This window comes from Caldanaerobacter sp., from assembly GCF_049701115.1.
In the GTDB taxonomy this organism is placed as follows: domain Bacteria; phylum Bacillota; class Thermoanaerobacteria; order Thermoanaerobacterales; family Thermoanaerobacteraceae; genus Thermoanaerobacter.
This window is the reverse complement of record NZ_JBNATX010000001.1, coordinates 173,660-194,877: the sequence shown is the minus strand read 5'-3', so window position 1 is coordinate 194,877 and position 21,218 is coordinate 173,660. Positions and strand designations below refer to the sequence as shown.

General features: G+C 35.6%; 23 protein-coding genes. All 23 read left to right on the top strand.

The window, feature by feature from the left end:
• A complete protein-coding gene (dxs, locus tag ACPLVE_RS01090; protein WP_424609051.1) occupies positions 1 to 1,869 on the top strand; it encodes a 1-deoxy-D-xylulose-5-phosphate synthase in 1,869 nt (622 codons plus the stop codon).
• On the top strand, positions 1,866 to 2,663 hold the full coding sequence (locus tag ACPLVE_RS01085) for a TlyA family RNA methyltransferase (RefSeq protein WP_424609049.1): 798 nt from the start codon (positions 1,866 to 1,868) through the stop codon (positions 2,661 to 2,663). Before dxs ends, ACPLVE_RS01085 begins: the two co-directional genes overlap by 4 nt.
• Positions 2,664 to 2,700: 37 nt before the next feature.
• Positions 2,701 to 3,552, top strand: a complete 852-nt coding sequence (locus ACPLVE_RS01080; RefSeq protein ID WP_424609047.1) for an NAD(+)/NADH kinase — start codon at positions 2,701 to 2,703, stop codon at positions 3,550 to 3,552.
• A 16-nt stretch (positions 3,553 to 3,568) separates the two neighbouring features.
• Entirely contained in the window at positions 3,569 to 4,024 is a 456-nt protein-coding gene (locus ACPLVE_RS01075; RefSeq protein WP_424609045.1) for an arginine repressor, read from the top strand.
• A 16-nt stretch (positions 4,025 to 4,040) separates the two neighbouring features.
• Entirely contained in the window at positions 4,041 to 5,741 is a 1,701-nt protein-coding gene (recN, locus tag ACPLVE_RS01070) for a DNA repair protein RecN (protein ID WP_424609044.1), read from the top strand.
• A 121-nt stretch (positions 5,742 to 5,862) separates the two neighbouring features.
• Positions 5,863 to 7,149 carry a SpoIVB peptidase gene (gene spoIVB / locus ACPLVE_RS01065; RefSeq protein WP_424609043.1) on the top strand — a complete coding sequence of 429 codons (1,287 nt, stop codon included), beginning with the start codon at positions 5,863 to 5,865 and terminating at the stop codon, positions 7,147 to 7,149.
• Between the two features lie 83 nt (positions 7,150 to 7,232).
• The gene (spo0A, locus tag ACPLVE_RS01060; protein WP_424609041.1) at positions 7,233 to 8,015 is read left to right on the top strand and encodes a sporulation transcription factor Spo0A; all 783 of its coding nucleotides are present in this window, start codon (positions 7,233 to 7,235) and stop codon (positions 8,013 to 8,015) included.
• Positions 8,016 to 8,110: 95 nt separating this feature from the next.
• The gene (gene steA, locus ACPLVE_RS01055) at positions 8,111 to 9,232 is read left to right on the top strand and encodes a putative cytokinetic ring protein SteA (RefSeq protein ID WP_424609039.1); all 1,122 of its coding nucleotides are present in this window, start codon (positions 8,111 to 8,113) and stop codon (positions 9,230 to 9,232) included.
• A gap of 14 nt (positions 9,233 to 9,246) precedes the next feature.
• Positions 9,247 to 10,158, top strand: coding sequence for a copper transporter (locus ACPLVE_RS01050; protein ID WP_424609037.1), 912 nt, complete (start codon positions 9,247 to 9,249; stop codon positions 10,156 to 10,158).
• An 8-nt stretch (positions 10,159 to 10,166) separates the two neighbouring features.
• Entirely contained in the window at positions 10,167 to 10,853 is a 687-nt protein-coding gene (locus ACPLVE_RS01045; RefSeq protein WP_424609035.1) for a glycosyltransferase family 2 protein, read from the top strand.
• Positions 10,850 to 11,668, top strand: coding sequence for a UDP-N-acetylmuramyl pentapeptide phosphotransferase (locus tag ACPLVE_RS01040; RefSeq protein WP_424609034.1), 819 nt, complete (start codon positions 10,850 to 10,852; stop codon positions 11,666 to 11,668). The genes ACPLVE_RS01045 and ACPLVE_RS01040 overlap by 4 nt, the downstream gene beginning before the upstream one ends.
• Entirely contained in the window at positions 11,665 to 12,741 is a 1,077-nt protein-coding gene (locus ACPLVE_RS01035) for a DUF3866 family protein (protein WP_424609032.1), read from the top strand. Before ACPLVE_RS01040 ends, ACPLVE_RS01035 begins: the two co-directional genes overlap by 4 nt.
• 158 nt (positions 12,742 to 12,899) lie before the next feature.
• Positions 12,900 to 13,445, top strand: coding sequence for an NUDIX hydrolase (locus ACPLVE_RS01030; RefSeq protein WP_424609031.1), 546 nt, complete (start codon positions 12,900 to 12,902; stop codon positions 13,443 to 13,445).
• A complete protein-coding gene (locus tag ACPLVE_RS01025; RefSeq protein WP_424609030.1) occupies positions 13,442 to 14,617 on the top strand; it encodes an endonuclease Q family protein in 1,176 nt (391 codons plus the stop codon). The genes ACPLVE_RS01030 and ACPLVE_RS01025 overlap by 4 nt, the downstream gene beginning before the upstream one ends.
• Positions 14,618 to 14,684: 67 nt before the next feature.
• The gene (spoIIM, locus tag ACPLVE_RS01020) at positions 14,685 to 15,308 is read left to right on the top strand and encodes a stage II sporulation protein M (RefSeq protein ID WP_424609028.1); all 624 of its coding nucleotides are present in this window, start codon (positions 14,685 to 14,687) and stop codon (positions 15,306 to 15,308) included.
• 87 nt (positions 15,309 to 15,395) lie between these two features.
• On the top strand, positions 15,396 to 16,268 hold the full coding sequence (locus ACPLVE_RS01015; protein WP_424609026.1) for a site-specific tyrosine recombinase: 873 nt from the start codon (positions 15,396 to 15,398) through the stop codon (positions 16,266 to 16,268).
• Between the two features lie 62 nt (positions 16,269 to 16,330).
• Positions 16,331 to 17,464, top strand: coding sequence for a D-alanyl-D-alanine carboxypeptidase family protein (locus ACPLVE_RS01010; protein ID WP_424609024.1), 1,134 nt, complete (start codon positions 16,331 to 16,333; stop codon positions 17,462 to 17,464).
• A gap of 98 nt (positions 17,465 to 17,562) precedes the next feature.
• A complete protein-coding gene (spoIIAA, locus tag ACPLVE_RS01005) occupies positions 17,563 to 17,898 on the top strand; it encodes an anti-sigma F factor antagonist (RefSeq protein WP_424609022.1) in 336 nt (111 codons plus the stop codon).
• A 13-nt stretch (positions 17,899 to 17,911) separates the two neighbouring features.
• Complete coding sequence (spoIIAB, locus tag ACPLVE_RS01000) at positions 17,912 to 18,343, top strand: anti-sigma F factor (protein ID WP_424609021.1); 432 nt, start codon at positions 17,912 to 17,914, stop codon at positions 18,341 to 18,343.
• A gap of 13 nt (positions 18,344 to 18,356) precedes the next feature.
• Positions 18,357 to 19,079, top strand: coding sequence for an RNA polymerase sporulation sigma factor SigF (gene sigF, locus ACPLVE_RS00995; RefSeq protein ID WP_424609019.1), 723 nt, complete (start codon positions 18,357 to 18,359; stop codon positions 19,077 to 19,079).
• 78 nt (positions 19,080 to 19,157) lie between these two features.
• Positions 19,158 to 19,490, top strand: a complete 333-nt coding sequence (locus ACPLVE_RS00990) for a dodecin family protein (RefSeq protein ID WP_424609017.1) — start codon at positions 19,158 to 19,160, stop codon at positions 19,488 to 19,490.
• Between the two features lie 246 nt (positions 19,491 to 19,736).
• Entirely contained in the window at positions 19,737 to 20,183 is a 447-nt protein-coding gene (spoVAC, locus tag ACPLVE_RS00985) for a stage V sporulation protein AC (protein WP_424609015.1), read from the top strand.
• Between the two features lie 12 nt (positions 20,184 to 20,195).
• Positions 20,196 to 21,212 (top strand): stage V sporulation protein AD, encoded by a 1,017-nt coding sequence (spoVAD, locus tag ACPLVE_RS00980; protein WP_424609013.1) that lies wholly within the window; start codon positions 20,196 to 20,198, stop codon positions 21,210 to 21,212.
• Positions 21,213 to 21,218: the final 6 nt, after the last annotated feature.

Here is a 21,218-nt window from a genome sequence, read left to right as displayed (position 1 = left end):
ATGCTTGAACAGATTAACAGCCCTTACGATTTAAAAAAACTTGATGCAAAAGAACTTCCAAAACTTTCAGAGGAGATAAGGAGTTTTTTGGTTGAAAAAGTTTCAAAAACTGGCGGGCACTTGGCTTCTAATTTGGGAATTGTGGAGCTTACACTTGCCCTTCACTATGTCTTTAATTCGCCTGTTGATAAAATAATTTGGGATGTCAGCCATCAATGCTATGTACATAAAATTATAACGGGAAGGAAGGATAGGTTTGATACTTTAAGACAGCTTGACGGTCTTTCTGGTTACGCTAAAAGGACAGAAAGCGTTCATGATATATTTGGGGCGGGTCATAGCAGTACATCTCTTTCTGCAGCATTGGGGATTGCAACTGCTAGAGATTTAAAGGGGGAAAAATACCATGTCATAGCAGTAATCGGTGATGGAGCCCTCACAGGTGGCATGGCTTTAGAAGCTTTGAACAATATTGGAAGGGCTCAAAAAGATATTATCGTTATTTTAAATCATAATGAAATGTCTATTTCTGAAAATGTGGGGAGTCTTTCTCTTTATTTGAGCAGATTGAGAACAGATCCCACTTATAATAAAGTGAAGCAAGAGATAGACAACCTGTTAAATATTATACCTCCAATAGGAAAAAGTCTTCACAAGTATATCGAAAAAGTTAAAGATTCTGTAAAGCAGTTAGTAGTTCCGGGCATGTTTTTTGAAGAGATGGGCTTTACCTATTTAGGACCTATTGATGGTCATAATGTAGAAGAACTCATTGAAGTTTTAGAAAGGTCTAAAAAAATGAAAGGGCCTTTGCTTATACATGTTGTTACAAAAAAAGGGAAAGGATATGTATTTGCGGAAAAAAGGCCGGATAAATTCCACTCTGCAGCTCCTTTTGATATAGAAACAGGTAAATTCGTAGGAGAAGGAAAAGACAGCTATTCTGACGTTTTTGGCAAAACACTTGCTGAAATGGCGTTAAAAGATGAGAAGATCGTTGCGATAACTGCAGCCATGCCAGAAGGTACCGGGCTTATTCATTTTGCGAAGTTAATACCGGATAGATTTTTTGACGTGGGGATAGCCGAACAACATGCTACTACTTTTGCTGCAGGGCTTGCTATTGAAGGATACAAGCCTTATTTTGCTGTATATTCTACTTTTTTGCAAAGAGCTTATGATCAAGTAATCCACGATGTGTGTATACAAAAAATCCCAGTAGTTTTTGCCGTTGACAGAGCAGGGATTGTAGGGGAAGACGGAGAAACCCATCAAGGGGTGTTTGATATATCTTTCTTAAGGGCAATTCCAAATATCGCTATAATGTCACCAAAAGATGCTAACGAATTAGTTGAAATGGTAAAGTTATCGAGAAATCTAGATTTCCCTGTAGCCATAAGGTATCCAAGAGGCAAAGCCGGTGAGTATGATATTTCAAGAAAGCCAAGTTTTCCATTTGGCAAAGGGGAAGTGCTTTTGGAAGGAGAAAAAATAGCTATTTTTGCTTTGGGTAGAATGGTGTCAAAGTCAATTGAAGCAGCACAAATTTTAAAAGGACATGGTATTAATCCTTTTGTTGTAAATTTGAGATTTGTTAAGCCTCTTGATGAAGAACTTATTTTAAAAATTTCTAACAAAGTAGACCTTGTCGTGACTGTGGAGGATAATGTCATAGCGGGAGGAGTAGGTAGCGCTATATTGGAATTTTTAAACGATAAAAAAATTTATAAGCCTATGGTCAGATTAGGATTTCCAGATAGGTTCATAGAGCACGGAGATGTAGAAAGCTTATTTAAAAGATATGGTTTAGATTCACAATCGATAGCTAATACTATTTTACAAAGATATAAGGAAATGAGGGAGTCATGAAGGAGAGAATAGATATACTTCTTGTAAAAAGAGGTTTTTTCTCTTCAAGAGAAAAGGCAAAAGCAGCTATAATGGCAGGAGAAGTTTACGTAGACGACAGAAGAGCCGAAAAAGCCGGTGAAATGGTAAGAGAAGATGTTAAGATAGAGATAAAAAGGGATTCTCTCCCATATGTGAGTAGAGGAGGACTAAAGCTGGAGAAAGCTCTCAAGTTTTTTCAGATTGACGTGAAGGAGAAAATTGCCTTAGATGTAGGAGCTTCTACCGGAGGCTTTACTGACTGTCTTTTGAAGCATGGTGCTAAAAAAGTTTATGCTGTGGATGTAGGCTATGGGCAACTCCACTGGAGTTTGAGAAATGATCCGAGAGTCTTTGTAATGGAAAAAACTAATATAAGATTTTTGAATACATTACCCGAAATAGTGGATATAGTTACTATAGATGTGTCGTTTATTTCTTTAGAGCTTGTGGTGCCATCAACTGACAAGTTCTTAAAAGTAGGTGGAGAAATTGTAGCCTTGATAAAACCCCAATTTGAAGCTGGAAGAGGAAAAGTAGGCAAAAAGGGGATTGTTAAGGATAAAGCCGTACACAAAGAAGTTCTTGAAAAAATAATAAAATTGTTTAAAAATATAAATTACGGGGTGTGTGGAATCACTTATTCTCCTATAAAAGGAGCGGAAGGAAATATAGAGTATCTTATTTATGGAATAAAGGGGAAATCTGACGAAATTGAAATAGAGGTTGAAAAAATAGTAGAAGAAGCTTTCAAAAATTTGTGGCAGGAAAAATAAATTTTATGTAGAATAAAATAAATGTGGTGGTATGATAATGAAAAAAGTTGGGGTAATTCCAAATATAAATAAAGATAAGGACTTGGAAGTAACCAAATCTGTAGTGGATTGGCTTATTGATCGAGGTTCTGAACCTTATTTGAATGAGATAGTAGCAGCTCGAATCGGTTATGAAAAACATGGCAAAAAAACAAATGAAATATATAGTAATTCGGATTTTATTGTCGCATTGGGAGGAGACGGAACAATACTCAATGTAGCCCGTTTGTGTGCTCCTTTTGGTACTCCTATTTTAGCGGTTAATTTGGGGCATTTGGGTTTTTTAACAGAAATAGATGTTTCTGAACTTTTCTCTTCCCTAGAAAAAATATACAAAGGCGAGTATACTATAGAGAAGAGAATGATGTTAGAAGCAAACGTAGTCAAAAACGACATGGAAGTCATAAATTTTAGAGCTTTAAATGACATAGTTATAACAAGAGGAGCTTTTTCAAGGATGGCTCGCATCAAAACCTTTGTAAATGATAATTATGTGGATACTTACTTAGCAGATGGAGTTATTGTAGCTACTCCTACTGGTTCTACTGCTTATTCACTTTCTGCTGGAGGACCGATAGTCTATCCTACAGTGGAAGTCATTATAATAACGCCCATATGTCCTCATACACTGTATTCTAGGTCCATAGTTGTTTCTCCAAATGATATAATACGCTTAGAGATAGCAGAAGAAAATCAAGACTTGATGATAACAACTGATGGACAGCAGGGGTATAAGATAGATTACAGAGACGTCATATATATAAAGAAGAGTCACGAATACACTAATCTTATTAAAGTGAAGAACAGCAATTTTTTTGACCTTTTGAGAGATAAACTTACAGAAAGGTGAAAAGAGGTGAGGTAAAGTGATGAAACTGGCAAGGCACGCCAAGATTTTAGAGATAATTTCTGAAAAAGAAATAGAGACACAGGAAGAACTGGCGGCGGAACTACAAAAAAGAGGAATAGATGTTACACAAGCCACGGTATCTAGAGATATAAAAGAACTTCGCCTCATAAAAGTTCTTACAGAAGACGGGAAACGATACAAGTATGCACCAATGACACGGGTAGATGCCAACATAAGTGAAAGACTCATGACCTTGCTTTCTGAATCGATAGTCAATGTAGATTATGCTGGAAACATCATAGTTATAAAAACGTTATCAGGGAGTGCTTCAGCAGCCGCCGAAGCAATCGATACTCTTAATTGGAAAAATATTGTAGGTACTATAGCTGGAGATAATACTATCTTTGTCCTTGTTAGGAACCAAGAAGATATTCAAGAACTGGTTGAAAAGTTTAGAAAATTGATGAAGTAACTATGGAGGTCTTGACATGCTTTTGAACATAAAGATAGAGAATGTGGCTATAATTGATAGACTTGAAGTAGAGTTCAAAGAAGGATTTAACGTTTTAACGGGGGAGACAGGAGCGGGGAAGTCCATAGTTATTGACTCTGTACTTCTTTTAATTGGTGCTCGTGCAAATAGGGATATAATAAGAACGGGAGAAGAAAAAGCTTTTGTAGAGGGAGTTTTTTTGCTTGACAGCAATAAAGAAAAAATTGTAAAACTCTTAGAAGAAATGGGAATTCAGCCAGAAAAGGACGATACTCTTATAGTAAGCAGGGAAATAACTAAAAGTGGCCGAAGTTATTCAAGAATAAATGGAAGAATAGTCCCTCTTTCTTTTTTAGAAAAAGTGGGGACATTTCTTGTAGATATTTTAGGACAGCATGAACATCAATTTCTTCTTGACCCTTCTCGACACCTCTCTATTTTAGACAATTTTGGAGGAGAAGATTTTAAGGGTTTAAAGGAAAAGTTTAAACAGTTGTTAGAAGAATATAGAACTGTCGTAAGAGAAAAGAATAGCCTTTTTAAAGATGATAGGGAAAAGGAACAAAAGATTGATTTGTTAAGGTATCAGATTGAAGAAATAGAAAAAGCTAATTTAAGTGAAGAAGAAGAGGAAGAACTTTTAGAGAGAAGAAATATTTTAATGAATTACGAAAGGCTGTTTAATGCTGTAAATTTATCTTACAAAATTCTTTATGAAGGAGATGGAGGATTTTCTGTACTGGACAACCTCCACAAGGTAGTAAAGAACTTGGACATAGCTTTTTCTATAGATGGAAAGCTTAAAAATTTAAAAGAAAAGCTTGAAAATATTTTATATGAAGCCGAAGATTTAGCATTGCAGTTAAGAGAATATTTGGGAAGCATTGATTTTAATCAAAAAGACCTTGATATGATAGAGGAAAGACTTAATTTGATAAATTTTTTAAAGAGAAAATATGGTCCTACAATTTCTCATATTTTACTTTTTAAAAAAGAAAAGAAAAAAGAACTCGAGGATATACTTCATTTTGAAGAGAGGCAGAAAGAATTAGAAAAAAAAGAAGCCTTATTATGGAAAGATATCAAGGAAATAGGAGATAAAATTCATAAAGAAAGAGAAAATTTGGCTTTGCACATTGAAGAGGAGGTAAATAAAGTTTTAAAAGAGCTTAATATGCCTAATGCTCTGTTCAAAGTAGATATAACAAAAGAAGAAATGCCAAATGAGAATGGGTTTGATAAGGTAGAATTTTTGATTTCTACTAATGTTGGGGAACCTTTAAAACCACTTGCTAAAATTGCTTCTGGTGGAGAATTATCTAGGATAATGCTGGCTTTGAAGAGTGTTTTGGCTTCGTCCGATGAGATTTCTACCTTAATCTTTGATGAAGTAGATACAGGAATAAGCGGTAAAACGGCTCAGCGGGTGGCAGAAAAAATGGCTTACCTTTCCAAAAGACATCAGCTTATTTGTGTGACTCATCTTCCACAGATAGCTTGTATGGCAGATGCGCACTACCTTATTTCAAAAATTTCCAATGAAAACAGGACCTATATTAAACTTACAGAGCTTGATTACGAAGGAAGAATAAGAGAATTAGCCAGAATTATGGGAGGGGAAAATATAACCTTCACGACTCTTGAGCATGCTAAAGAACTTTTAGAAATGGCCGCAAGGTTTAAAAAAACCCTTTAAAACTTTATACTCATCTCGCTTCCTTTTACTATTCCAATAATTTATTTACAGTATATAAGCGCTTTAAAAAGGTTAATTTAAATTTAGACTCAGCTTAAGTTTTGAAAAAGGAAGTGAGATGATGAACAACAAGCTAACTAAATTAGTTTTATTTTCTTTGCTAAGCTTTATTTTAGTATTTGTAAATTATTCTGCTCCTATTCAAGAAATAACAAAGATACCTTCTAATTTCAAAATTTTCCAAGGCGAAAAGTTAAACTATAGTTTTCCATTCCCTTTTAAAGTTACCTTTGAAACGGACAAAGAGGGACCTTTAAAAATAAGTGAAAAAGATGCGACTACCATCGAAGCAGTGACTACGGGCACAGCAAGTTTAAACTTAAAGCTTTTTGGACTCTTTCCTTTAAAGCACATAAGTGTGGATGTAGTGCCCACCATAAAAGTAGTGCCTGGAGGGCAGGCAATAGGAGTAAAGCTTAATACAAAGGGAGCCCTAGTAGTAGGATATTCAGATATAATAGGAGAAGATGGGAAAATCTACAGCCCTTATAAAGAAGGGAGAATTCAGATTGGAGACATAATTTTAGAAGTCAATGGGCTTGAGATAAAGCAGGCAGAAGACATAACAGAAATTGCTAATAAGTTAAAGGGAGACCCACTAAAGCTTAAAATTAATAGAAAAAATTCAATAGTTTATGCTGTGATTCATCCTGTAAAATCTAAAGAAGACAAACAGTACAGAATTGGGCTTTGGGTGAGGGACCACACTGCAGGTATTGGTACCTTAACATTTTATTATCCTTCTAAAAAGGTATATGCTGCGCTGGGACACGCTATAACAGATATCGATACAGGTCATGTCTTATCTGTAGAGAATGGAGAAATAATGAACACTCGAATAACATCTATAGACCAAGGGCGTAGAAGCAAACCTGGCGAATTGAAGGGGGTGTTTTTTGAGGAAGTAGATGCCATAGGAAATATTCTAAAAAATACTCCATTTGGAATATACGGATATATATACAGAGATTTCGAAAATGGATTTTACGGAGAGGTTCCTATAGCATATCAAAGTCAGATAAAAGAAGGACCCGCTAAGATACTTGCTACCATTGACAATAAAGGAGTACAGGAGTTTGATGTAGAGATCGTAAAAAAAGCTTATCAAGAATCTCCGACTCCCAAGGGGATGATAGTGAAAATCACTGACAGAAGGCTTTTAGAAAAAACTGGCGGAATTATTCAAGGCATGAGTGGAAGCCCTATAATTCAAGATGGGAAACTTGTAGGAGCCATAACCCACGTTTTTGTAAACGACCCTTCAAAAGGATATGCTGTTTATGCAGAATGGATGGTAAACGAAGTTAACAGTCTGCTTGATGATAAGCAGGTTTTCACAAATGAATAAATTTTTTACCAAAAAGGAGGAAATTCAACTATTATGTAGAATAAATATTATATACTAATATTAGCAACGGGAGGTAAGAGTAATTGATTAAGAAGATTAGAATAGCCATTGCAGACGACAATAAAGAGTTTGCTAACATTTTAGCTGAGTATTTGTCGGCTCAGCAGAATTTCGAAGTAGTAGGTGTTGCCAATGATGGCAATCAAGCTATCGAAATCATAAAAAATCAATCGCTGGACCTTTTGATTCTAGACATCATAATGCCCTATTTAGATGGGATAGGTGTGCTGGAAAGAATAAATGAAGAACAGCTTAAAAAGCCCAAAATTCTCATTCTGTCTGCAGTAGGACAGGAAAAAATTACACAAAGGGCCATAGCATTAGGTGCAGATTATTACGTGCTCAAGCCTTTTGACCTTGCAATGCTTTCAAAAAGAATTACAGAGCTAATGGAACCCGATTTAGACATCGTATCAAGAACAGTTTTTCCTGTTGTAAAGGCAAAAAAGGACTACGATTTAGAAGCTATGATTACAGAGATAATCCATGAAGTCGGAGTACCAGCTCATATAAAAGGGTATATGTATCTACGGGATGCAATTTCTCTTGTTATAAGCAATATGGATTACTTGAATTCCGTGACAAAAATGCTATACCCCAAAATAGCTGAAAAGTATAACACTACACCCAGCAGAGTAGAAAGAGCCATAAGACATGCGATAGAAGTGGCGTGGAGCAGGGGAAGGACGGAGGTACTGAATGAACTTTTCGGATATACAATAAACGATGAAAAAGGGAAACCTACCAACTCAGAGTTCATCGCGCTTATTGCTGACAAACTGAGGTTAGGAATGAAAGCAGGATGATTTTCTATTTCCTGCTTTTTATTTTTTGTTTATTTTATGTAAATTTTTTTTGTGTTATAATAGACAGGGAAGCGAAAGTTGGTGGGTGAGCTTTTATGGAAATAACAGGATTTGTAAAATTGGATAAAAGAACTAAAAACCTGGTAAAAAGATTGAAGCCGGGCGATATAGCAGTGATAGACCATAGAGATTTGGATGAGGTGGCTGCTGAATCTCTTGTTGAAAAAAAGGTACTGGCCGTGATAAACGCAGATAGGTCCATAAGCGGAAGGTACCCCAATATGGGACCTTATATTCTGTGTGAGGCGGGAATTCCGATAATAGATGATGTAGGGAAAGATATATTCGACTTACTTAAGGAAAATGATAAAATTACTATAGTAGATAATGAGATATACAAAGATGGGATTTTGTTAAAAAGAGGGAAGTTACTTACCAAAGAAGTAGTCGAATACAAACTTCAAGAGAGCAGAGAAAATATAGGAGAAGAGCTGGATAAATTTATTGAAAACACCTTAGAATACGCCAAGAAAGAAAAGTATTTCATTCTAGGGGGAGTTGAACTTCCTCCTACAAAGGTCCGCTTTAAAGGAAGACATGCTCTTGTAGTGGTGCGCGGGAAGGACTACAAGGAGGACCTTTTTACTATAAAACAGTATATAACTGACGTAAAACCGATTCTAATAGGAGTAGACGGGGGAGCGGACGCTCTTTTAGAATTCGGGTTAGTTCCTGACATAGTGATAGGAGACATGGACAGTGTTAGTGATGAAGCTTTAAAAAAAGCAAAAGAGATCATAGTGCACGCTTATCCGGATGGAAGGGCGCCAGGGCTTGAAAGGGTGCAGAAATTGGGGCTTAATGCAGAAGTTTTTAAAGCACCAGGTACCAGCGAAGACATAGCAATGCTTTTAGCTTTTGAAAAAGGAGCGGACCTTATTGTAGCTGTAGGGACTCATTCTAGTATGATCGATTTTTTAGAAAAAGGAAGAAAAGGGATGGCAAGCACATTTTTAGTTCGATTAAAAGTAGGGGAAAAACTGATCGATGCCAAAGGGGTTAACAAACTCTATAGGGAAAATTTTAAACTTTCATATATTTTTAGCATAATAATTGCAGCATTAGTTCCATTGGGAGTGCTAGCTTACTTTTCACCTCCAATGCAGCAGCTTCTTAGACTCCTGCAATTAAGGATTAGGCTTTTAATTGGTTTTTAGGGAGATGATTTTCTATGAATATAAACATAAAGTACTATGTTCTCACAATTGCCTCTATATTTGTAGCATTAGGGGTAGGAATTTTTATTGGGTTTATGCTAGATGGGCAAAAAATTTTTTCTGAGCAGCAAACTGCCATAATAAACGAGCTGGAACAAAAATTTAAAGATTTACAGGCTGAAAATGCCAATTTGAAAAATACCATACAAGACCTAAATAAAGAGATAAATTATTATAATCAGTATCATCAAATAATCTTTCCTGAACTTATAGCCAATAGACTCGCTGGTGTGAAGGTAGCCATAATTGAGACGACTAATGAGTTTATATTTTCTGGCATGAGAAATGCACTTTTAAAGGCGGGAGCCACAATTCAATCTATAACCATAATAAAAGAAAGTTTTGATTCAGGAAGTGACATACAGGTAGAAAATTTAACGAGTTTTCTATCTTCAAAATATGGGGTTTCGGTTGACTTAAAAAGGTTGAATGAATTTGTAGCTCAGAAATTATCTCATGCCATTGTCACAGGAGAAGATGTGGATCTCATAAATTATTTAAAGTCAAATGGCTATATAGATTTTACAGGAGTGCCTGGAAATGTAGATTTTGTAATTATAGCCGGAGGTAGTAACAATAAGGACAACAACGCAAATACTATAGATGTTCCTATCATAAAAGAAGTCAAGCTTTTGAATATTCCTATAGTTGGGGTTGAACAAAGCGATGCTAAGTATTCTTACATCGATGTGTACAAAAAACAGCATATCTCTACAGTAGACGATGTAGATAGCATAATAGGACAAACTGCTCTTATAATGGTGATGGAAGGAAAAGAAGGCAATTATGGCATTAAACAAGGAGCCATGAGCCTCATGCCAGATTCTTTTGGAAATGCTCCTTCCAACATAACTCAGAAAAGGTGAGATTACAGATGGATGAAAAAGTGAGTGTGTTGATACCAGCTTATAACGAACAAGATAGGATAATTGATACGATAAGGGGCTTGGAGGCTGTAGAACAAGTAGAAGAGATAATCGTAATAAATGATGGTTCTACAGATCAAACAGCCGAGAGAGCGAAAAAAGCGGGCGCAAAATTGGTGAACATGAAAAAAAACATGGGGAAGGCAGCGGCTTTGAAAGAAGGTCTCAAATATGCAAAAAATAATATTATAGTATTTCTTGATGCAGATGTGGGGCTTTCTTCAAAGGAAGTCGAAAAATTGATAAGCCCTATAATTTTAAATGAAGCTGATGTAGTTATTGCAAAATTTCCAAAAGCCCCAGTAAAAGGGGGATTTGGCATTGTAAAGAGATTGGCAAGAAAAGGGGTAAAATATTTTACAGGAAAGGAACTTGAGTCTGTCCTCTCTGGACAAAGGGCTTTTAAAAGGGAGGTTTTAGAAAGCTTAGATACTTTCTATAGTGGTTTTGGAATAGAAGTAGGGATGACCATAGATATTTTGCAAAAAGGTTATCGGGTAAAAGAAGTAGAAGTCAATATGACTCATTCCTTTACAAGCAGGGATTTAAAGGGGTTTCTGCATAGGGGGAGGCAGTTTTTAGATATATTAAAGGTATTGACATATAAATTTTTTAAAAGCAGGTGGAAGAAGTGAAATGGCTTATTTATTTGTTAGTGCCCTTTGTTGTAACGGTTATTGTAAAGAAATTTCTTACGGAGATTTTTAAGCACCCCTATTGTTTAAGGGAAAACTACAGGAAAAAAATAATTCCGGTCTGTGGAGGTATAGTTTTCGTTCCCAGTTTTTTAACCTCGATTTTCTTGATTAATTTTTTAGGTTACACGGTAGAGTACCAAGAAATTATCTTAGTTGCTTTTTCGCTTATTTCATTTTTAGGTTTTATAGACGACATTATAGGTGATACTAAGGTAAAGGGCTTAAAAGGCCATCTTTCAAGTCTTTTGAAGATGAAACCCACTACTGGAAGTCTTAAGGCTTTGGGAGGGCTTTTGATTGCTGCCTTTGTCAGTTGTGAAATTGCAGGGATTGGTTTGATTGAATTGGTGATAGATTCACTTATAATAGCGCTTTTTACCAATCTTTTGAATCTTTTTGATTTGAGGCCTGGAAGATGTGCTAAAGTTTTTTTGTTGCTTTCTGTCTTATTTTTATTGGTTGGCAGGGGAAAGCCTGAGTTCTTATTTATCCTTTTCGTGATTGTCCTTGTGTATATGCCAGAAGATTTGAAGGCCCGTGTCATGATGGGAGATACAGGTTCCAATGTCTTGGGCATGGCTTTAGGTATTTCATCGATTTTACTGTTTGATTTTTATGGCAAACTGGCTATACTGCTTCTTCTTATAATGTTTCATCTTTTTACCGAGAGATATTCTTTGACGGCTTTAATCGAGAAAAACAAATTTTTAAATTATTTAGATATGCTGGGGAGAAGAGGAGAAGAGGAATGATAAGTATATACCTTGGGCAAATAAGCAAAATAATTTCGAAAAGAGGCAAAATTTCTATAGTAGAAATAGAGGCTGAAGGTGAAAAGGCTGCAGCTATAAATTACAATGAAATAACGGGAGAGGTTGAAGAGGGAGATCTAGTGTATGTTAACAGGACTGCTAGACTTTTGAATTTAGGGACGGGTGGGTATGACTTTATTATCGCAAATTTGAAATATAATAAGTTTGATAACATTGGGAAAGGTCATATAATGAAACTAAGGTATACTCCTCTTCAGGTGAATTTGCTGACCATGGAAGAAGAAACAAGTCCATATCACCAAGAGTTTGATAAATTTAAGAATTTAAACGGGTTTCCTGTAATAATAGGAGAACTTCACAGCATGGTAACTCCCTCGGCACTGGTGTTAAAAAAACTTCTGCCAGACATTAAGATTACTTATATAATGACGGATGGAGGAGCATTACCTCTTCCTATTAGCAATACAGTGTATAAACTTAAAGGCATGGGAGTTCTTGATGCTACAATAACTATTGGCCATGCCTTTGGCGGAGACTATGAGTGTGTCAATATCTACACCGCTCTTATAGCTTCTAAGGAAATTTTGAAGTCAGATGTGGCAATAGTTTCTATGGGGCCAGGAATAGTGGGAACGGGTACAAAGTATGGTTTTTCGGGCGTTGAGCAGGCTTACATAATAGATGCTGTCAATAAAATGGGAGGGAAGCCTGTCCTTATTCCAAGGATAAGTTTTAAAGATGCGAGAGGAAGGCATCAAGGGATAAGCCATCATACCATAACTGTTTTAGAACTCTGCTATTCTTCCTCTGTCATAACTTTTCCCAACATGGAAGAAGAAAAGGAAAGACTGGTAAGGAATCAGATAGCTTCAAATCCAGTTTTTTCAAGGTTTGATGTACGCTTTATAGATTCAGAGTTAACCGGTGATTGTTTGCGAGAAATGGACTTTGATGTGACTACTATGGGAAGAGGCTACGAGGAAGAAAAAGAGTTTTTTAATGCTTGTGGTGCAGCTTCTATTTATGTAGCTACTGAACTATTAGGAATTTAATAGATCTTTTAAGGTTAATTTTTGTTTTGCGAGCTTATTTAAAAGGGATATAAGAGTTGAAAATTTTCCTACATATAGAAACACTAGCATTTTCCTCACCTCATTTTTATAATATGTATTTAGAGTAAAATTTATACATAGAAAGGAAGATATAAATGATGGATGTAAAAGAGGAAACAGTAAGCAGTAAAAGGATATTTGAAGGAAAAATCATAAATTTGAGAGTTGATGAAGTAAAACTACCTAATGGTAAAGTAACTACAAGAGAGGTAGTCGAACATCCCGGTGGAGTGTCAATAGTCGCAGTTACAAATGAAGGGAAACTGCTTCTGGTAAAACAGTACAGAAAACCCGCAGAAGAAATTCTATTAGAAATACCTGCTGGCAAGTTGGAGAAGGGAGAAGATCCAAAAGAGTGTGCAAAAAGAGAGCTCTCAGAAGAGACGGGATATGAAGCAGGTTATTTGAAGCATTTACTGACTTTTTATACCACTCCAGGCTTTTCAAACGAAAAAATGTATCTTTACTTTGCAAAAGACTTGAAAAAGGTTAAAGTTCATCCTGATGAAGATGAATTTTTAGAGGTGGTAGAGTATTCTCCTGAGGAACTTTGGCAAATGATTCTAAAAAACATGATAAAAGATTCCAAGACGGTAATAGGTGTTCTTTATTACTTGAAATTGGGGAAGGAAGGCTTGTTATGAAGGTTTATGCAGACCTTCACATTCACGTAGGGCGTACTGAGGGAGGAGTTTTTATAAAAGTATCTGCTTCAAGAGATTTGACACTTCTTAACATCCTGGAAAAAAGCATTTTCAAAGGTATAGACATCGTTGGTGTAGTGGATTGTGCATCTCCTCATCTCATATATGAGATAAAAAAATATCAGGAAGAAGGAATTTTATCTCCGCTTGAAGGCGGTGGAATGCGCTATAAAGATAGAGTGACTCTGATTTTAGGAAGTGAAATCGAAATTGGGGGTGAAAAAAAGGGTTCACCCCATTTAATTGCCTATTTTAAGACCTTAGAAGATATTTCCTTGTTTTCTGAAAAAATAAGTAAGTATATGAAAAATGTTAGTTTAAGTTCTCAAAGAGTCAACCTAAATAGTAAAGAAGCGGTTGAGGTTATAAAAAGCTGTAATGGAATACCAGTGCCTGCCCACGTTTTTACTCCTTTTAAAAGCTATTATGGAAGTTCTACAGATAGGCTGAGTAAAATCTTTAATAACTTCTGCAATGAAATTGATGCAATAGAACTGGGATTGAGTGCCGACTCAGATATGGCAGATCAAATAGCAGAGCTTTCTTCAAAAACTTTTCTTTCTAATTCTGATGCGCATTCTTTAGGGAAAATTGCGAGAGAGTTTAATGTCTTAGAGGTGGAAGAACCAAATTTAGAGGAAATTTTGTTAGCTTTAAAAAGAGTGAGGGGTAGAAGAATTTTAAAAAATTATGGATTAGACCCGAAATTGGGAAAGTATCACAGAACTTTTTGTCTTGAATGTGGCTATATTGCTAAAGAATCTCCCCCTGTTACAAGGTGCCCGAAATGTGGTAGTGATAAGATCGTTATGGGAGTGAAGGACAGAATAGAGCAAATAAAAGACCATGATACAGTGCACCCTTTTTTTAGGCCCCCTTATATATATCAAATTCCACTAGAATTTATTCCCAATATAGGTAAAAAAACTATTAAAAAACTTGTAGATTATTTTGGAAGCGAAATATACGCGCTTCATGAAGCACCTTATGAGGAATTGAAAAAAGCTGTTGGGGAAAAAATTGCTCTTAATATTTTGAAAGCGAGAAATGGAGAAATATCTATTGCCTCAGGGGGAGGCGGAATATATGGAAAGGTGTTTTTGGAAAACTAAAAAGGAATATTGTCCCCTTTTAATTCATAAATTTAAATTAGCAAGGATTGAATAGGGGGCAATAGCCTTGAAATTTATAAAAGCAGGATTTTCTTCTCATGTAAAAGGAAATTTTTCTCTATATATTCTGGTTTTAACTGCTCTGATGATTGGCATTGTTGTAGGAACTTTTACCGTAAATAATATCACCGAGGTTCAGAGGGAACAGATAAAAGAATATATAGACAAGTTCTACCAGATTGCAAAGTCCGTAGAATTAAATCCTGTCCAGATTTTCAAACAGTCCCTTTTAAATAATTTTGTTACAGTTTTTTTGCTGTGGATTTTGGGAGCTACCATAGTTGGAATTCCTTTTATCTTCCTTATTGTTGGAGTTAGAGGGTTTACTCTTGGATTCTCAATAGGAATAATGATAAAAGAGATGCAGCTTAAAGGAGTACTGTTGACTATTTTAGGGTTGCTTCCTCAGAATATTTTCATACTTTTAGGAATACTTTTTACTTCTGTAACAGCAATCAATTTTTCTTTATACCTTCTTAAAAACAAAAAATTTTTTTTCGAAGAGCTCATTTCACAATTCATTTCTTACAGTTTTGCGGTATATGCGGGTTTTCTTTTTATAATGCTGGGTTGTTTAATAGAATCCTATGTTACTCCCCATGTACTATTTCTTCCTATTTTTTCGTCGTAAAAAAGAAGGAAATTGACGATTTATGTTGAATATTTATAATTAATGGACTTATACATAAAATTAGAAAATTGTAGGGGTAAAAAGGGTATGGCTGAAAATGTGGTTGGGGAGTTTCTGGAATTTTTGAATAGAAATAAAAGGCTATCTCATAATACTCTTGAGTCCTATTCTCGTGATATAGAGCAGTTTTTATCCTATATGAAGGAACAGCAAATAAACTTTTATTCTGTTAAGAAATCTACCATTTTGAATTACCTCTATTATTTAAAACAACAGGGTAAGTCTCAGGCTACTATATCCAGGGCTCTTTCTTCTATAAAGGCGTTTTATCATTATTTGTTTGCAAAGAAAAAAATTGAAGAAGATCCCTCATATGGTATTAATGCTCCAAAAGTGGAGAAAAGAAGCCCTATTACTCTTACTATGGAACAAATAGATATGCTTTTGTCTTTTGATTTCGGCAAGGATGAAAAAGGTTTAAGAGATAAAGCCCTGATAGAACTCATGTACGCTTCTGGTCTTAAAGTATCTGAGGTTATATCGTTAAAGATAGAGGATGTAAACCTAGCCAGTGGCTATGTGGTTGTACATTCTAGGAAAGAGAGAGTAATTCCAATAGGAAGTCATGCAATTGAAGCTTTAAAGGAATATATTGAAAAAGGAAGGAAGCCTGCTAAAGAAGAAAGTACTCTTTTTCTCAATCTAAGAGGTAAAAGGCTAACAAGGCAGGGTTGCTGGAAAATAATAAAAGAGTATGCTGACAAGATAAGCCCTGGGTTACCATTAACTCCTAATATATTGAGAAGGTCTTTTGCACAGCATATGATTCAAAATGGTGCGGATATAAAAACTGTACAAGAAATGCTGGGTTATGAGACGGATTTTGGGAATAATCTATTTTCCTTTATATCTCGCTCAAAAATAAAAGAAGTTTATAATAAATTTCATCCGAGAGCTTAAAAAGCATAAAATTTACCCTCCTGTGCAAAATATAAATAGCAGCAAAGGAGGGTGAATTTTTTATGTCAAAAAAACTATTAGTGACAGCGCTTGTTGTAATATCCTTATTGATCAATACTGCATACGCAGATGGGTTGAATTTAAAGGCAAAATCTGCAATACTGATGGAGGCAGAAACTGGAGAAATTTTATATGAAAAAGACATTCACAAACCTTTACCTCCTGCCAGCGTTACTAAGGTAATGACTCTCCTTTTAGCAATTGAAGCGATAGATTCCGGCAAGATTAAGGTTACAGATAAGGTTGTGACTAGTAAACATGCCTTTGATATGGGAGGTACCCAGATTTATCTAGAAGTAGGAGAAGAGATGACAGTAGATGATTTAATGAAAGCAATCGCAATGAATTCAGCTAATGATGCTTCTGTGGCTTTAGCCGAGTATATAGCCGGTACAGAGGAAAATTTTGTAGAAATGATGAATAAAAGGGCAAAAGAGCTGGGCGCCAAGAACACAACCTTTAAAAATGCTACAGGTTTACCTGAAGAAGGTCATCTGACTACAGTATACGATATAGCAATGATTTCAAGAGAACTTGTGAAACACCCCTCTATTTTTAACTACCTGACTAATAAAATTGACTCTTTAAGAGGTGGGAAATTCAGCCTTATAAATACAAATAAATTGCTATGGAGATACAAAGGAGCAGATGGCATAAAGACAGGCTCCACTTCTGAAGCCCTGTACTGCATGGCGGCTACTGCCAAAAGAGGAGATACAAGACTCATTGCTGTGGTATTTGGGGCACCAGATTCAGAAACCCGGTTTAACGAAACTGCAAAGCTTTTGGATTATGGATTTGCAAATTTTGAATCTATAAAAGTCGCCTCAAAAGGGGAAGTCCTAGGGAAAATAAAAGTTTTAAAAGGGAAAAAGGACATGGTAGAAGCCATTTCACCAAAAGATGAATATGTGGTTGTGAAAAAGGGTGAGGGGAAAAATATTAAAAAAGAACTCGAACTTAAAGACTATGTAAAGGCTCCTGTGAATAAAAGTTCTTCTATCGGAATAGTAAAGATTCTGCTTGAAGGAAAAGTGATAAAAAAATTTGATATTTACCCGGCCGAAGAGGTCAAAAAAGCCAATCTTTTCGAGAATTTTAGTAAAGTAATAAACTACTGGCTTAAAAATAAGTGAGCGGAATTTGATACCGCTCACTTATTTTTAGAAAAATATCCTAAAAAAGGAGGATTTTTTAAATTTATATCGAATATAATAAGGGGAGGCTGATGTAAATGGGAGTAAAAATTTCCAAAAAAGATTATACTTTGATTGTAAAAATCGATGGTGAATTGGATCATCATCAAGCAGAAAGCGTAAAAAAAACTATTGATGAAGAGTATGAAAAGAAAGATTGTAAAAATATAATTTTTGACTTAAAGAACCTTACTTTTATGGATAGTTCAGGAATTGGAGTTATAATTGGAAGATATAAAAAGGTTAAAAATAATGGAGGAAAAGTTGCAATAGCGAACACGGGTCAGCATTTAAAAAAGTTAATAGAAGTTTCAGGGTTATTGAGAATAATTAAGTGCTATAATAGCCTTGAAGAAGCTATAAAAGACATGTAAGGGGGATAATAAGATGGAATATTCTAATATGATGGAACTGAAATTTTTAAGCAAATCTCAAAACGAATCTTTTGCAAGGACTGTAGTAGCTGCTTTTGCCGCTCAGTTAGACCCAACAATTGAGGAAATTGCCGACATAAAGACGGCAGTTTCTGAAGCCGTTACAAATTGTATAATTCATGCTTATGAAAATAAGATAGGAATTATAACTATAAAGGCCTATATATTGAATAACAAAATTACAATAGAAGTCATAGATGAAGGAAAAGGCATTGAAGATGTAAAAAAAGCCATGGAACCTCTTTTTACAACCAGATTAGAAGAAGAAAGGGCGGGCATGGGGTTTACTGTAATGCAAACTTTTATGGATGAATTAGAGGTCGAGTCTGCTCCGGGAAAAGGAACGCTGGTGAGAATGACAAAATATATAGGACGGAACAGATGAGGTGACATAGAGAATGAAGGAGGAAGAAAATCTTGAACTAATAAAAAAGGCTAAAAATGGCGATAAAGAAAGCCTTGAAAAATTGATTTTAGAAAACAGTGGACTTATTTGGAGTATTGTAAAAAAGTTTTCAAATAGGGGATACGAACTGGAGGATTTGTATCAAATAGGATGTATAGGTTTTGTAAAAGCAGTGCAGAAGTTTGACGAATCTTATAACGTAAGGTTTTCTACATATGCTGTTCCTATAATAATGGGAGAAATAAAGCGTTTTTTAAGGGATGATGGGCTAATAAAAGTAAGCAGGTCCTTGAAAGAACTCTCTTCGAAAGCTTTTTACATAAAAGAAGTGCTTAGCAGTGAGCTAAACAGAGAGCCCACTATAAATGAGATAGCAGAAAGGCTCAATGTCAGTCCAGAAGAAATTGCAATGGCTTTTGAATCAGCTTTTGTAGCAGAGTCCCTTTACGATAGCGTAAGTCATGAGGAGGAAGATAGGCAACTCATTGAAATATTAGGCGATAAAGAAGAAAGCATAGACTTGGAAGAAAAATTAACTCTTCACATGATAATAGACAAGCTTACGCCAAGGGAAAAACAGGTAATATTTTTAAGATATTTTAAGGATATGACTCAAATGGAAGTAGCAAGTATCCTGGGGGTTTCTCAGGTTCAAGTTTCAAGGATAGAAAAAAAAGTCTTAGAAAAAATAAGGAATGAATTGGAAAAAGTGTAGCATCTGGAATGAATGCTACACTTTTTCTGCATTAATTGATTATCTTCCTCACATACTAATAATGGTTGGTGAAGTGATATGAGAAAATTATTGATTGCAGTTGTAGTGCTACTTCTAATTGTAGCTATTTTTTATCTAAAAAATGTTCCTAAGAAAATTCCTGATAGTGCAAATTTAGTCTATGAAGGAGGAAGTAGTATGGCGGTTGTAAAAGTTTTGAATGTAGTGGGGGATTCTACAATAAGCTGGGAGGACGCTATTCACAAAGCTGTAGAAGAAGCTTCTAAAAGTGTTCCAAATATTTCAGGAATAGAAGTTGTAAATCAGACGGCAAATGTGAAAAATGGCAAGATAGTAGAATATAAGGCCAATATACAAATAGCTTACAGAGCGGATGGCCAATTAGATTAATTTTAGAGCACCTCTCAGCCTGCTGACAAAATAAAGAAGTGGCATTTTGTGTGTAAATGCGACTTACAAGCATTAACACAAAATGCCACTAAATAAGAAGAAGTTTGTCAACAAACTAAAAGTATTTTTTACAGTGCTCTTTCCCTGTTAATAAGATAAAAATAAACGATAGATAAGCCGCATTTCATGTTCGCATGTAAGTTGTTAAAAATTGTACAGGGGTTTTTAGCAGAAAGGAGAAAAAGGATGGAGAGAGATGTAAAGAAAGAACAGGAGTATAAAAATATTGCACAAAAGTATGAACCTAAACCGACCCTTTTAAAAAACGTGATTATGGCCTTTGTAGTAGGAGGATTGATAAGCGACATAGGCCAATTTTTCTTGAATTTTTATCTTTCAAAAGGATTTTCTATGGAAGATGCAAATACATTGGTAGCTATAACGATGGTTTTTATTGGAGCATTCTTAACCGGGATAGGAATATACGATGACATTGGAAAATTTGCGGGGGCTGGTAGTATAGTTCCTATAACCGGATTTGCCAATTCCATAGTATCACCTGCCATGGAGTTTAAGAAGGAGGGCTTTGTATTTGGGGTAGGTGCGAGAATGTTCACTATTGCAGGCCCTGTAATAGTATATGGAGTAAGCACTTCAATACTAATAGGAATAATTTACTATATAATTAAGTAAAGGGGTAAGAAGATGGCAGAGAAAAAACTAGGAGCTCAGACGGTAAAGTTTAGAAATCCTCCCTCTATAATTGCAGGAGGGACAATAGTAGGGCCCAAAGAAGGAGAAGGTCCCTTGAAGGATTATTTTGACATGATATTAGTGGATGATACCTATGGGGAAAAAAGCTGGGAAAAAGCCGAATCAAAAATGTTTCAAGATGCAGTAAATTTAGCGTTAAAAAAGGTTAATTTAAAAATATCGGATATTGATTATCTCTTAGGTGGAGACCTTTTAAACCAAATAATAAGCGCAAATTTTGCCGCAAGGCAGCTAAATGTACCTCATTTTGGGCTCTATGGCGCCTGCTCTACAATGACAGAAGGACTGACATTAGGAGCAATGTTAATAGATGGGGGTTATGCTGATTACGTCATAGCAGCTACTTCCAGTCACTTTGCTACTGCTGAAAGGCAATACAGGTACCCATTAGAACAAGGCATCCAAAGACCTTTTACTTCTCAGTGGACTGTGACAGGTGCGGGAGCTACCATTTTAGCTTCAACCGGTGAAGGACCTTATATAACTCATGCCACCACTGGAAAAGTTGTGGACCTTGGAATGAAAGATCCAAACAATATGGGGGCTGCGATGGCACCCGCTGCAGCAGATACCATAATAACTCATTTTAAAGATACAGGATTTACAATTGAAGATTATGACCTTATCATGACGGGAGATCTAGGAAGGGTAGGGAGAGACATACTTTTAGAACTGCTTTATAAAGAAGGGTTTGATATTTCTGATAAGTATAAAGACTGTGGAATAGAAATTTTCTATGAATCACAAGATGTTCACTCAGGAGGAAGTGGAGCAGCCTGTTCGGCCGTTGTATTAAATGGATGGTTGATCTCTCAGATAAAAAATGGCGTATATAAAAGGGTGCTTTTTATGGCTACAGGAGCATTATTATCTCCTACCAGTACCTATCAGGGTGAATCTATTCCGGGGATTGCCCATGCAATAACAATATCTACAACACTTTCTTAGGAGGTA

Excerpts from the sequence above, each read along its gene's own strand:
- spoVAD (WP_424609013.1), top strand. The coding sequence starts at position 20,196 with ATGGCAGAGAAAAAACTAGGAGCTCAGACGGTAAAGTTTAGAAATCCT.
- ACPLVE_RS01050 (WP_424609037.1), top strand. The coding sequence starts at position 9,247 with ATGAATATAAACATAAAGTACTATGTTCTCACAATTGCCTCTATATTT.
- steA (WP_424609039.1), top strand. The coding sequence starts at position 8,111 with ATGGAAATAACAGGATTTGTAAAATTGGATAAAAGAACTAAAAACCTG.
- ACPLVE_RS01035 (WP_424609032.1), top strand. The coding sequence starts at position 11,665 with ATGATAAGTATATACCTTGGGCAAATAAGCAAAATAATTTCGAAAAGA.
- ACPLVE_RS01085 (WP_424609049.1), top strand. The coding sequence starts at position 1,866 with ATGAAGGAGAGAATAGATATACTTCTTGTAAAAAGAGGTTTTTTCTCT.
- ACPLVE_RS01010 (WP_424609024.1), top strand. The coding sequence starts at position 16,331 with ATGTCAAAAAAACTATTAGTGACAGCGCTTGTTGTAATATCCTTATTG.
- ACPLVE_RS01025 (WP_424609030.1), top strand. The coding sequence starts at position 13,442 with ATGAAGGTTTATGCAGACCTTCACATTCACGTAGGGCGTACTGAGGGA.
- spoIIAB (WP_424609021.1), top strand. The coding sequence starts at position 17,912 with ATGGAATATTCTAATATGATGGAACTGAAATTTTTAAGCAAATCTCAA.
- ACPLVE_RS01045 (WP_424609035.1), top strand. The coding sequence starts at position 10,167 with ATGGATGAAAAAGTGAGTGTGTTGATACCAGCTTATAACGAACAAGAT.
- spoIIAA (WP_424609022.1), top strand. The coding sequence starts at position 17,563 with ATGGGAGTAAAAATTTCCAAAAAAGATTATACTTTGATTGTAAAAATC.
- ACPLVE_RS01080 (WP_424609047.1), top strand. The coding sequence starts at position 2,701 with ATGAAAAAAGTTGGGGTAATTCCAAATATAAATAAAGATAAGGACTTG.
- ACPLVE_RS01030 (WP_424609031.1), top strand. The coding sequence starts at position 12,900 with ATGGATGTAAAAGAGGAAACAGTAAGCAGTAAAAGGATATTTGAAGGA.
- recN (WP_424609044.1), top strand. The coding sequence starts at position 4,041 with ATGCTTTTGAACATAAAGATAGAGAATGTGGCTATAATTGATAGACTT.
- spoIVB (WP_424609043.1), top strand. The coding sequence starts at position 5,863 with ATGAACAACAAGCTAACTAAATTAGTTTTATTTTCTTTGCTAAGCTTT.
- ACPLVE_RS00990 (WP_424609017.1), top strand. The coding sequence starts at position 19,158 with ATGAGAAAATTATTGATTGCAGTTGTAGTGCTACTTCTAATTGTAGCT.
- spoVAC (WP_424609015.1), top strand. The coding sequence starts at position 19,737 with ATGGAGAGAGATGTAAAGAAAGAACAGGAGTATAAAAATATTGCACAA.
- dxs (WP_424609051.1), top strand. The coding sequence starts at position 1 with ATGCTTGAACAGATTAACAGCCCTTACGATTTAAAAAAACTTGATGCA.
- ACPLVE_RS01015 (WP_424609026.1), top strand. The coding sequence starts at position 15,396 with ATGGCTGAAAATGTGGTTGGGGAGTTTCTGGAATTTTTGAATAGAAAT.
- sigF (WP_424609019.1), top strand. The coding sequence starts at position 18,357 with ATGAAGGAGGAAGAAAATCTTGAACTAATAAAAAAGGCTAAAAATGGC.